Genomic DNA, 12,202 nt, shown 5'->3' on the forward strand with positions numbered 1-12,202 from the left:
TTTTTTTTGCGGCTATCGGAAAAGGATCAGCCGATCGCGAGGCGCGTCTTCGCGTCGTCGTACTCGCGCTTCAGGCGCTGGACCAACTCGGCCACGCTCGGCACGTCCTCCATCAGCCCGACGCCTTGCCCCGCGCCCCAGATCTCCTTCCATGCCTTCGCCTTGCTCGTGCCTTCGGCGAAGTTCATCGCTTCCTTGTTGGACTCCGGCAAAGCGTCTGGGTCGAGCCCCGCTTTGACGATGCTCTCGCGGATGTAGTTGCCGTGCACGCCGGTGAAGAGGTTCGTGTAGATGATGTCGGCGGCTTTCGCATCGACGATTGCGCGCTTGTAGGCCTCCAGCGCGTGCGCTTCTTTCGTCGCGATGAAGCGCGTGCCCATGTAGGCGAGGTCCGCGCCCATCGCCTGCGCGGCGAGAATCGAGCCGCCGTTGGCGATTGCGCCCGACAGCACGATCGGACCGTCGAAGATGCGCCGCACTTCGCCGACGAGCGCGAACGGTGACGTCGTGCCCGCATGGCCGCCCGCGCCCGCCGCGACGAGAATGAGGCCATCGACGCCCGCTTCGAGCGCTTTCTGCGCGTGTCTCAGATTGATGACATCGTGCAGCACGATGCCGCCATACGAGTGAACGGCGTCGATCATTTCCCTGACCGGCGCACGCAGGCTCGTGATGAAGATCGGCACCTTGTGCTCGACGCACACGCGCACATCCTGCTCGAGCCGCGCATTCGACTGATGAACGATCTGGTTCACCGCGATCGGTCCGATGACCGCTTCCGGATTCGCCGCCCTGTGCTCCGCGAGCGCGGCCTGAATCTGGGTGAGCCATTCGTCGAGCAATTCGGCGGGGCGAGCGTTCAGCGCCGGAAACGAGCCGACGATCCCCGCCTTGCATTGCGCAAGCACGAGTTCCGGATAACTGACGATGAACATCGGCGAGCCGACGACGGGCAATGTGAGGTGCTGCAAGATGGCGGGCAGGGCCATGGCACGAATCTCCTGAATGTGTCCGGGCAGCATTGAAGCCATTCTACGAACTGGCGCTCGTTTTCGGGAAAGCGCGCGCGCCCGGATAGCGAACGATCGTTCGATTATAAGCACGGCATCGTCGGCGAAACATCCGCCATTTCCCGAAGAAGTCTTCGGTTTCCGCGTTCGCACGCCCTCCGGCGCGTGAGCAATGGCGCCCCCGCGCCTACAATGACCCGCAATGCCACGAACAAGAAAACACCATGTCTTTCGGAGACTACGAGCCGTTTCGCGTCGATGCGGGGGACGTCGAAATCGTCGGGATGAAAGGCGGTGACGGACCGCCGCTGCTCCTCATGCACGGTCATCCGCAAACGCACGAAATCTGGCACAAGTGCGCCGGCGAGCTTGCCAAACACTTCAGCGTGATCGCCACGGATCTGCGCGGCTACGGCGCGTCGGGGAAGCCGAAAAGCGACGCGCGTCACACGCCGTATTCGAAGCGCGCGATGGCCGCCGATCAGGTCGCGGTGATGCGGCACTTCGGCTTCGAACGCTTTCTCGTCTGCGCGCATGATCGCGGCGCGCGTGTCGCGCATCGCATGGCGATGGACTTTCCGGATGCCGTCGATCGTCTGATGCTGCTCGATATCGCGCCGACGCTCGCGATGTACGAGGCGACCGACCGCGCCTTCGCGACCGCATACTTCCACTGGTTCCTGCTGATTCAACCGTCGCCGTTGCCCGAGTTGCTGATCGGCGGCAATCCGAACGCCTATATCGATCGCGTGATGGGCAATCGGCACGCGGGACTCGCGCCGTTCGCGCCGCACGCGTTGCAGGCGTATCGCGACGCGCTCGCATCGCCCGGCGCGATCTTCGCGATGTGCGAGGACTACCGCGCATCGGCGAGCATCGATCTGGACCACGATCGCGCCGATCTCGAACGCGGCCTGAAGGTCGCGTGTCCGCTGCGCGTGCTGTGGGGAGAAGAAGGCGTGATCGAGCGATGCTTCGATGCGCTCGATGAATGGCGGCGCGTCGCACGCGACGTGAGCGGCCGCGCGCTGCCGTGCGGGCACTACATTCCCGAGGAACAGCCCGACATGCTGCTCGCGGAAATGCTCGCCTTCTTCGAGGCCGATGCCCCCTGAAACCCGCGCCGGCATTGGGTCTTACGCCGATTCAGGTGATCGTTAAAGTTTTGTAGGGAAAGCACCGATGCACGTGAAACAGCGTCGCGCTACGATACGCTGGACGTTGATCACGTCCCTATGATTCTGCCGCTTGCCGTAGCTGACAAGCGGCTTTCTTTTGGGCGTCCGGTTTGATCAGGCCGCCGACAGCATCGCGCCGCTCACGTTCACCGAGCCGCCGCGCGCCAATTCCCCGACAATCGTCTCGATGAGCCTCCGACGCTCGCCCGGCCGCGCGAGCGCATCGGCGGCGGCGCGCATCGCGCGGGCTTGCCCGGTCATTGCGAGCAAGGCGTCGAAGGACATCGCGCGCACTTCCATCAGCTTGAACACGATCAGCACCTTGAGCGCGTTCTTCGCGTTGCGTGTGGGATCGGCTTGCAGATAGTCGAGCCGCGATGCAGCCACATCGAGCGCGCGCGCGACATCGGTGAATGGCGCGCCGTGCCCGGGAATCACGAGATCGACGTCGAGCGTCGAGATCAGTTCGAGCACCGCGCGCTCTTCCGCGAAACCGCTGTCGCCTTCCAACTCGGGAAAGATCACGCCGAAGCCGTTTTCCCATAACGCGTCGGCGCTGATCAGTACGCGCATCTGCGGACAATGCAGCATCAAGGAATGCGGATCGTGGCCCGGCGCGCCGAGCACGTTCCATTCGAAGCCGCCGAGCGCGAGCGTCGTGCCGTGTTCGATCGTTCCCGTGAAGTCGAAGCGTTCGCAGCGCTGGCCGGTTGCGCGAAACGTGAGCGCTTCTTCATCCCACGTGCGCACGGCGTGCGCCTCGCTCGCGGGAATCAGCGTGCGGCACGCATGGTTTTTCTGAAGCAGCGCGTTGCCGCCGCAATGATCCGAATGCAGATGCGTGTTGACGATCAGATCGAGCGTGCGCGCGCCGAGCTTCTGCTTGACGAGCGCGAGCGTCTGCGGCGCGTGCGACGCATAGCCGGTATCGACGATCGCGGTGCCTTCATCGCTCGCGAACAGCACATTGTTCGAGGACAGCCAGCCGCGCTCGAACACCGTCATGGATTCCGGAAGCGCCTTCACGCGCGCGGCTCCTTCGGCATCACGAGGATGGTGGCCGTCCCCTTCATCACCGTCTCGCCGTGCTGATTGCGCGCGCCGCCTTCGAGCTTCACGAGGTCGCCGCCGAGGCTCGCTTTCCACTTCGCTTCGGTGACGCGCCAGAACATCGTGAGCACGTCGTTCGCCTTCGCGGCGCGCGTCAGCTTGATCCCGAACTCGAGGCCGAGCGGCTGCGCGTCGCGCGAGAAATGCGCGGCGAGCATCGCCATCAGATGCGCGGTCGGCTGCGTGCCGGAGGCGATCAGCGAACCGAAGCGGCTCGCGCGCGCGTAGGCGTCGTCGTGATGCAGCGGGTTGAGATCGTTGACGAGCGTCGCGAAATGTTTGATCGAATCGGGCGGCAGCGCGAGCGTCGCTTCGAACGATTCGCCGATCGTCACGACGCGCGCGCCATGGCGGCGGCTCTCGACGCGCGCGAGCACCGCGCGCTTTTCATGATCGTCGCTGGAGGCCCACGCCGCGATTTCGCCGATGGTGCGAAGGCAGCCGTCGCAGAAGCCGGTCTCCGGGTTCATGCGGCAGACGTCGACGCACGGCGACGCCAGGCCGGTCATGACTCGGCCGTCTCGCGCAAGGCGACATCGACGACCGGCGCGCCCGTCAACTCGATCAACTCTTGCGGCGACAGATTGAACACCGCATGCGGATGCCCCGCCGCGGCCCAGAGACTGTCGAGCGCGAGCAGGTCTTCGTCGATCAGCGTGACCGGCTCGACCGCGTGGCCGATGGGGCACACACCGCCGATCGCATAGCCGGTCTTCTCGCGCACGAACTTCGCATCCGCGCGCGCCAGTGCGCCGACGCGCGCCGCGACCTTCGCCTCGTCCACGCGATTCGCGCCGCTCGCGATCACGAGCACGGGCGCATCGTCCTCGCGGCGCCGAAAGAGAATCGACTTGGCGATCTGCGCGACCGCGCAGCCCAGGCCGGCGGCGGCCTCGGCGGAAGTCTTTCCGGTTTCCGGCAGCATCACGACGTCGTGCGGATGGCCGCGTTCCTTCAGCAAGAGCGCGACGCGCCGCGCGGAATCGGGTAATTGATCGATCATCGTGGTCCTTTGTCGTTCAGGCGCAGGCGGCGACGCCATCGCGCTTTTTCGTGAAGAGCGCACGGCCGGCGCGCGACGAACTGGGCTTGGCGATAGCGCGCGAAATGAAATCGCCGATATCGACGAGCTGATCCAGATCGACGCCCGTCTCGATGCCGAGCCCGTTCATCAGATAGACGACGTCTTCCGTCGCGACATTCCCGGTCGCGCCCTTGGCATACGGACAGCCGCCGAGCCCCGCGACCGATGCGTGGAAAATCTCGATGCCTTCGAGCAGCGCCGCATAGATGTTGCCAATGGCCTGTCCGTACGTGTCGTGAAAGTGCCCGGAGAGCCGCTCGCGCGGAAACACCTTCTGCGCCGCCGCGAGCACTTCGCGGGTGCGCTTGGGCGTGCCGACGCCGATCGTATCGGCGATGTCGATTTCATCGCAGCCGAGCGCCTTCATGCGCTCGACGACATCCACGACCGACTCGATGCTCACTTCGCCCTGATACGGGCAGCCGAGCGCGCACGAGATGCTGCCGCGCAGGCGCATGCCCGCGTCCTTCGCGGCTTTCGCGACCGGCTCGAAACGCGCGATGCTCTCCGCGATGCTGCAGTTGATGTTCTTCTGCGAGAACGCCTCGCTCGCCGCGCCGAAGATCACGATCTCATCGGCCTTCGATTCGAGCGCGCCTTCGAAGCCGCGCATGTTCGGCGTCAGCACGGAGTAGATCGTGCCCGGACGGCGCTCGATGCCAGCCATCAGGGCGGCGGCGTCGGCCATCTGCGGCACCCATTTGGGCGACACGAACGACGTCGATTCCACATTGACGATGCCCGCGCGCGCGAGCCGGTTCACGAGCTCAATCTTGGTTTGCGTGGGCACGAACTCCTTTTCGTTCTGCAGGCCGTCGCGCGGCCCGACTTCGACGATTTTCACCTTGGCCGGAATCATGGCTGTCTCCTTTTATGTGCGATGCGTTCAGTACCCGCGCTTGAAATCGACGATGCCGCTGATCGGTTCGCCGCGCGCGAGCGCTTTGATCTTGCCGGCGATCTGCACGATGCTTTCTTCGCGCAGCGTTTCCGCCGAAATGTGCGGCGTGACCGACACGCGCGGGTGGGTCCAGAACGGATGATCCTGCGGCAGCGGTTCCGTGTGGAAGACATCGAGCGTGGCGGCGGCGATCTGGCCGCTGTCGAGCGCGGCGAGCAGATCGGCGTCGACGAGATGCGGGCCGCGCGCGACGTTCACGAGATACGCGCCGCGCGCGAGCCTGCCGAACGCGCGCGCGTTCAGAATGCCTTCGGTGTCGGGCGTATGCGGCAACAGGTTGATGAGCACCTTCACGCCGTCCAGAAAAGCATCGAACTGATCGGGGCCTGCGTGAACCTGCACGCCTTCGATCATCTTCGGCGACCGGCTGTAGCCCCGCACCGGCACGCCGAGCTTCAGCAGTCCCTTCGCGACTTCAGCGCCCAGCACGCCGAGCCCGAGCACGCCGACGGTGAACGACTCGCGCGCGTGCTGCGGCAGCTTTTCCCAGCGGCGTTCGCGTTGCAGCGCGTCGTATTCGTCGAAACGGCGCAGATAGCGCAGCACGCAGTAGGTCGCATATTCGACCATCTGCCGGGCCATGCCGGTATCTTCGAGACGCACGAGCTTCGCGTTCGGCGGCAACGTGCCGGGTTCCTTGCGCTCGACATCGAGAATGGCGTCGACGCCCGCGCCGAGATTGAACACGGCCTTCAGATCCGGACGATTCGCGAAGAGTTCGCGCGGCGCCCGCCAGACGATCGCGTAATCGGCGGGCGCGGTGTCCCCCGGTTCCCACACGCGCAGGTCCGCATCCGGCAACTCGCGTCTCAGGCCGCCGAGCCACGCGTCGAGATCGGCGCCCTTTTCGTAGAAGATGATTTTCATGCGTGGCCGTGTCCGCACGAGCGCCCGGTGCTTTCGACGCCGACGTTCTGCGCAGACTCCGCGCGCATGCCGAGACGCTCGATCAGCTTGCGGTCCGCTTCGGCTTGCGGGTTGCTCGTCGTCAGAAGCTGGTCGCCGTAGAAAATCGAATTCGCGCCGGCGGCGAAGCACAGCGCCTGCAGCGCTTCGTCCATCTGCTCGCGACCGGCGGAGAGACGCACCATCGCCTTCGGCATCGTGATGCGCGCGACCGCGATCGTGCGCACGAACTCGAACGGATCGAGTGCGTCGACGCCCGTGAGCGGCGTGCCCGGGACCTGCACGAGATTGTTGATCGGCACCGATTCGGGATACGGCTCCATGTTCGCGAGCTGCGAGATCAGCCCCGCACGCTCGCGCCGCGACTCGCCCATGCCGACGATCCCGCCGCAGCAGACATTGATGCCCGCGTCGCGCACGTGCTCCAGCGTGTCGAGACGATCCTGATACGTGCGCGTCGAGATGATCTGACCGTAAAACTCCGGCGACGTATCGAGATTGTGGTTGTAGTAATCGAGACCGGCTTCGCGCAGCCCCTGCGCCTGATGCGCTTCGAGCATGCCGAGCGTCACGCAGGTTTCGAGGCCCATCGCCTTGACGCCGCGGATCATGTCCTTGATCGGCTCCAGATGACGATCCTTCGGATTGCGCCACGCCGCGCCCATGCAAAAGCGCGTCGCGCCGTTGGACTTCGCGACTTCGGCCGCCTTCAGCACTTCGTCGACGTCCATCAGCTTGTCGGCCTTGAGGCCGGTGTCGTGATGCACCGATTGCGGACAGTACGCGCAGTCTTCCTCGCAGCCGCCCGTCTTGATCGAGAGCAGCGTGGAAAGCTGCACCGCGTTCGGATCGAAATTTTCGCGATGCACGGTCTGCGCGCGATAGAGCAGATCGTTGAACGGCAAGTCGTACAGCGCGACGACATCGGCGACGCGCCAGCGCTGCATCGGCTGCGGCGTGGTCGTGGAAGTGGTCTCTGCGGCGGTTTGCTGTGTCATGGGGTCAATCCTTTCGATGAAGCTGGTCTGTCAGAAGGCCGATGTCGAGCGAATCGGCGGCGCGCCGTGCGTCGTTCGGCGCGAGATGCGGGATCACGCCGATGAGCGGCGCTTCGATGCGTTGCTTGAGCGTTGCGATATTTTCGTCCGGATACAGCATGTTCGGGTCGACGCGATTCGCGACCCAGCCCGCGAGCGTCAGTCCGCGCGAGGCGATGGCTTCCGCGGTCAAGAGCGCGTGGCTGATGCAGCCGAGCCGCATGCCGACCACGAGCACCACCGGCAGATTCAGCGCGACGGCGAGATCGGCGGTGTCGTGCGTATCGTCGAGCGGCACGCGAAACCCGCCGACGCCTTCCACCACGACGATATCCGCTTTCGTCGCGGCATGGCGATGCGCGTCGACGATGCGCCCGATATCGAGCGCGATGCCTTCACGCGCGGCGGCGATGTGCGGCGCGATCGGCTCGCGCATCATGAACGGCGTGCGGATGTCGTTGGGCAGTGCGACGCTCGCGGCGGCGTCGAGCTGATCGGCGTCTTCGTTGTGCAGCACGCCGTCGCGCTCGCTGGCGCCCGACGCGATCGGCTTCATCGCGGCGGCGTGCAGGCCGGCGCGCGCGAAGCCGTGCAGCAGCGCCGCGGAGACGAAGGTCTTGCCGATTTCCGTATCGGTTCCGGCGACGAATAGCGATAAGGCGGTCATAGCGTGTTCAAAGCGTGATCGAGGCGCGCGAGATCGTCCTCGCTGTGCGCGGCGGAAAGCGAAATGCGCAGCCGCGAGGTGCCGGCGGGAACCGTCGGCGGGCGAATCGCGGGCACCCAGAGGCCGTGCTTGTCGAGCGCGGCGGCGATTTCCAGCGTTTCGTCGTTGCCGCCGATCACGAGCGGCTGCACGGCGGTATGCGAATCGACGGGCATCCAGCGCGTGCGTTTCAGCATCGCGCGGGTCGTCTCGATGAGCGATGCGAGATGCGCGCGCCGCTGATCGCCCTCGTCGCTGCCGATGATCCTCACGCTCGCCGACACCGCATGCGCGACAGCGGGCGGCGACGCCGTCGTGAAGATATACGGACGCGCCCGCTGCACGAGCCATTCGGCGACGGTTTCATCCGCCGCGACGAACGCGCCCGCGACGCCCGCCGCCTTGCCGAGCGTGCCCACATAGACGAGATGCGGCGAGCGCAGCGCGTAATGCGCCAACGCGCCGCGTCCTTGCGGGCCGAGCACGCCGAAACCGTGCGCATCGTCGACGACGAGCCACGCGCCGTATTTCTCCGCGAGTTCGACGAGACGCGCGAGCGGCGCGATGTCGCCGTCCATGCTGAACACCGTATCGGTGACGATGAGCTTCGTCGCGGCGCAGTCACCTGAGGCGTCGAGCATCGCGTCGAGTGCGTCCATGTCGGCGTGCGGGTAGATCTGCGTTTCCGCGCGCGACAGGCGCACGCCGTCGATGAGCGACGCGTGGTTCAGTGCATCGGAGAACACGAGCGTGCCGCGCCCGGCGAGCGCGGTCACCACGGCGAGGTTCGCCATGTAGCCGGTGCTGAAGAAGAGCGCGCGCGGGTTGTCGACGAAACCGCCCGAGAACGCGGCGAGATCGTCTTCGAGTTGCGCGTGTGCGCGCGAATGGCCGCCGAGCAGATGCGAGCCGCCGCTGCCGGCGCCGAACAGCGACGCGCCCTGCCCGAGCGCCGCGCGGATCGCTTCGTGCGCGGCGAGGCCGAGATAATCGTTGCTCGCGAAGCCGACCATCTCGCGGCCATCGACCGTCATGTGCGCGGAGCACGCGCTGTCGATCGTCTTGCGGCGGCGTCGCAGGCCGCGCGCGTCGATATCGGCGAGGCCTTGCTTCAGCGTTTCATACAGCGCTTGCGAAGTGTTCGTCATGTTGCGTCTCCGCCAAGCGTCGCGTCGAGCGTGTCGCGCGTGCGTTGCGCGAGGAGCAGGAGTTCGTCGTCGGAGAGGATGTACGGCGGCATCAGATAGACCGTCGTGCCGATCGGACGCATCAGCAGTTCGCGCTGCAACGCGTTGGCGAAAAAGCGCCGCGAGAAAGTCTTGTCGTCGATATCGACATCGAACGCGAAGATCGTGCCGCGCTGGCGCAGATTGCGCACGCGCTCATGTTCGAGCAGCGGCTGCAACGCTTCGTGCAGCAACGCGGACTTGCGCCGGTTCTCCGCGAGCACGTTCGCGCGCTCGAAGAGATCGAGCGTCGCCAGCGCGGCGCGGCACGCGAGCGGGTTGCCCGTGTACGAATGCGAATGCAGAAAGGCGCGGGTGATGTCGTCGTCGTAAAAGGCGGCGTAGATATCGTCACGCGTGAGGACAATCGAAAGCGGCAGGTAGCCGCCGCTGATGCCCTTCGACAGGCAAATGAAATCCGGCCAGATTCCGGCCTGCTCGCACGCGAAAAACGTACCGGTGCGCCCGCAGCCGACCGCAATTTCATCGGCGATCAGATGCACGCCGAATTCGTCGCAAAGTGCGCGCAACTGCGTGAGATACGACGCGTCATACATGGCCATGCCAGCCGCGCATTGCACGAGCGGCTCGACGATGACCGCCGCGAGTGCCGACGCGCGTTGCTCGAACAGCGCGCGCATTGCGCCGATGGCTTCATCGACGCCCACCGCGGCCGGCGACGCGACCACATGCGCATGACGAATCAGCGGATCGTAAGCGTCCTTGAAAATGGCGACATCGGTGACGCCGAGCGCGCCGATCGTTTCACCGTGATAGCTGTTCGCAAGGCACGCGAACTCGCGCTTCCCGCCCCGTCCGCGATTGCGCCAGAAGTGAAAGCTCATCTTCAGCGCGATCTCGACCGCCGAGGCGCCGTCCGACGCAAAAAAGGCATGTCCGAGCGTGCGGCCGGTCAGCGCACAAAGACGCTCGGCCAGTTCGACCGCCGGTGCGTGCGTGCAGCCGGCGAGCATCGCGTGTTCGAGCGTGTCGAGCTGATCTTTCAGCGCGCGGTTGATGTCGTCGTTCGCGTGGCCGAAGAGATTCACCCACCACGAGCTGATCGCATCAAGATAGCGGTTGCCTTGCGGATCGTAGAGCCACGCGCCCTTGCCGCGCGCGATCGGCACGAGCGGCACGCGCTCATGATGTTTCATCTGGGTGCACGGATGCCACACGGCTGCAAGCGAGCGGGCAACCCAGTCCTGATTGGCTTCTGTGTTCAAAAACGGCTCCCAGGCCCGCGCGCGCGGTGCGGGCCGGATACGTCGGGCAGGCGCCTGGACGCCTGCGTTGCGGGGAAACTGCGCGAGTCAATTATCCCTAAAAGATGCGCAGGCTTCCGTATTCGGAAGGTTTTTTTGGGCATGCGCGCGTGCCCAACGGAAATGCGAAAACGCGCTATCGCACGCAACTTCGTTCAATTCGAAGCGTTGTCGGCGGATTGGCGCGGAAGATGCGTGTTCGATAAAGGCGAACGCCGGTGCGAAGACCGGCGTTCGGAGGAATCGGGAAAGGGCGCGGTCAGCGCGATGCGGTCTGCGTCTCGGCCGCCTGATCGTTCCAGACGACGCGATTGTTCACCGCGTAGAGCCTGCAAGGATCGGCGCTCTGCTTCTGGCAGCTCGCAATGGCGACGGCCATCGGATCGTCGCCGCCTTCGGCCCACGACCACGCGCCGGAATCCGACACGGCGAACGCGCGGCTCGAATACTGCGAGAGGAAGTTGCGATAGCCGGCGCGGCCGTTTTCATCGACGTACGGAACGGCCTGCACCGAATCGAGATCCGCGAAGTGGGTCGCGTTCGGCATGTTCGGCTCGGAAACCTGGTACTGCACGGCGGTCGGCATGCCGATCTGCGCGAGGAAGGACCTCACGCGCGGCCACCAGATCTGCACGCCGTCGCGATCGCCGACGAGCCGATGCGCATCGTTCTTGTAGGTGCCGAAATCGACCATGTTCGCGCGCGCACCGTGCGACGTGAAGGCGGTGAACATCTGCGTGGAAAGATCGCCCTGCCAGACCGAGTCGTTGTCGCCATAGAGCCACAACGACGGCAGGCGCACGTTCTGGCCGTAATCGCCGAACGCGCTGACGAGGTTTTTCTGCCAGCCCGTGCATTCGTCCTGACGCAGGCCGCCCGAGAAGTTGATGAGGCCGCGCACGCCGGGCGCCGCGACGGCATCGCGCGCGCCGTAGGCGATCGTCGTCAGGCCGCCGTGCGACGTGCCCGCGACGACGATATGTGTCTGGTCGACATACGCCTGCTCGCTCATGTACGCGACGGTCGCCGCGACATCCTGTGCCTGGGCGAAGCCGTTCGCCTCGACGTCGCAGCCGTGGCCGGCATAATCGCCGCCCGAGCCCGCGAAACCACGGCGATTCGGCACGACCACGACATAGCCGTGGCGCACGAATTCACGCGCGAGCGCGACCGGCCGATTGCGCGGCTGAGCGTGCGAGTCGCCGGGAAGCTTGCCGTGGTTGAAGACGATCATCGGGAATGGGCCGGCGCCGTCCGGCTTGAATACCGTGGTTTCGAGCGCGATGTCCGCTTCGGGAATTTCGATGACGGCTTCGTTCAGCCCATTCGAGACGGCGGGCAGGCCGGCATCGAGCGAATCGGGAATGCGGGAAAGCGGCTGGCCGAATGCGGGCGCCTGGAGACCTTCGGATTGACGCACGCCGCCGATCGGTTCGGCGCGCACGGCGGACGTGACGAGTGACGTCGCGAGCGCGCACACCATGCCGCATCCGACCAACCAGGTTCTGATCGCCATCCGTGAACTCCGACTGCGCTTCCAATAAGGCGTTGATCCGGCGCGGCCCAACGCTTTTTGAAGTCACAAACCTATCGCGCTGCTCGTGAAGAGCAGTATCGGCTGCGGGTTCCGGGAGTCATGCCCGAAAAAGGCATGACAATTGGCTTCAAAACGGGGCTTCGCTGCGAGCGTCCGGGCACGGAGATGACTGCGCCCTGACG

General features: G+C 65.3%; 12 protein-coding genes. 1 reads left to right on the forward strand and 11 read right to left on the reverse strand.

The features are described 5' to 3' along the window. Positions 1-26: 26 nt before the first annotated feature. Complete coding sequence (locus NCR38_RS00475; protein ID WP_061116763.1) at positions 27-989, reverse strand: nitronate monooxygenase family protein; 963 nt, start codon at positions 987-989, stop codon at positions 27-29. A 245-nt stretch (positions 990-1,234) separates the two neighbouring features. Here NCR38_RS00475 and NCR38_RS00480 point away from each other — a divergent pair, with 245 nt between their 5' ends. Next, on the forward strand, positions 1,235-2,125 hold the full coding sequence (locus tag NCR38_RS00480) for an alpha/beta fold hydrolase (RefSeq protein WP_250476157.1): 891 nt from the start codon (positions 1,235-1,237) through the stop codon (positions 2,123-2,125). A 177-nt stretch (positions 2,126-2,302) separates the two neighbouring features. Here the strand turns inward: NCR38_RS00480 and NCR38_RS00485 are convergent, their stop codons facing one another. The 10 genes from NCR38_RS00485 to NCR38_RS00530 form a co-directional block, all read right to left on the reverse strand. Further along, positions 2,303-3,214 (reverse strand): MBL fold metallo-hydrolase, encoded by a 912-nt coding sequence (locus tag NCR38_RS00485; RefSeq protein WP_250476158.1) that lies wholly within the window; start codon positions 3,212-3,214, stop codon positions 2,303-2,305. After that, positions 3,211-3,768 (reverse strand): DUF1289 domain-containing protein, encoded by a 558-nt coding sequence (locus NCR38_RS00490; RefSeq protein WP_250476186.1) that lies wholly within the window; start codon positions 3,766-3,768, stop codon positions 3,211-3,213. The genes NCR38_RS00485 and NCR38_RS00490 overlap by 4 nt, the downstream gene beginning before the upstream one ends. Positions 3,769-3,803: 35 nt before the next feature. Beyond that, positions 3,804-4,301 (reverse strand): YbaK/EbsC family protein, encoded by a 498-nt coding sequence (locus NCR38_RS00495; RefSeq protein ID WP_086960813.1) that lies wholly within the window; start codon positions 4,299-4,301, stop codon positions 3,804-3,806. Positions 4,302-4,317: 16 nt separating this feature from the next. After that, on the reverse strand, positions 4,318-5,241 hold the full coding sequence (locus NCR38_RS00500; RefSeq protein ID WP_061116766.1) for a hydroxymethylglutaryl-CoA lyase: 924 nt from the start codon (positions 5,239-5,241) through the stop codon (positions 4,318-4,320). Positions 5,242-5,268: 27 nt separating this feature from the next. Then, entirely contained in the window at positions 5,269-6,210 is a 942-nt protein-coding gene (locus tag NCR38_RS00505; RefSeq protein ID WP_250476159.1) for a glyoxylate/hydroxypyruvate reductase A, read from the reverse strand. Beyond that, a complete protein-coding gene (bioB, locus tag NCR38_RS00510; protein WP_250476160.1) occupies positions 6,207-7,247 on the reverse strand; it encodes a biotin synthase BioB in 1,041 nt (346 codons plus the stop codon). The genes NCR38_RS00505 and bioB overlap by 4 nt, the downstream gene beginning before the upstream one ends. 4 nt (positions 7,248-7,251) lie before the next feature. After that, positions 7,252-7,953 carry a dethiobiotin synthase gene (gene bioD, locus NCR38_RS00515; protein WP_250476161.1) on the reverse strand — a complete coding sequence of 234 codons (702 nt, stop codon included), beginning with the start codon at positions 7,951-7,953 and terminating at the stop codon, positions 7,252-7,254. Continuing rightward, on the reverse strand, positions 7,950-9,140 hold the full coding sequence (gene bioF / locus NCR38_RS00520) for an 8-amino-7-oxononanoate synthase (protein ID WP_250476162.1): 1,191 nt from the start codon (positions 9,138-9,140) through the stop codon (positions 7,950-7,952). The genes bioD and bioF overlap by 4 nt, the downstream gene beginning before the upstream one ends. After that, entirely contained in the window at positions 9,137-10,444 is a 1,308-nt protein-coding gene (locus tag NCR38_RS00525) for an adenosylmethionine--8-amino-7-oxononanoate transaminase (RefSeq protein ID WP_250476163.1), read from the reverse strand. The genes bioF and NCR38_RS00525 overlap by 4 nt, the downstream gene beginning before the upstream one ends. A gap of 298 nt (positions 10,445-10,742) precedes the next feature. Continuing rightward, positions 10,743-11,999: a dienelactone hydrolase family protein gene (locus NCR38_RS00530; RefSeq protein ID WP_250476164.1), complete on the reverse strand. Its 1,257-nt coding sequence runs from the start codon at positions 11,997-11,999 to the stop codon at positions 10,743-10,745. Positions 12,000-12,202 lie beyond the last annotated feature (203 nt).

Source organism: Caballeronia sp. INML1 (assembly GCF_023631085.1).
Classification (GTDB): Bacteria; Pseudomonadota; Gammaproteobacteria; order Burkholderiales; family Burkholderiaceae; genus Caballeronia; species Caballeronia turbans.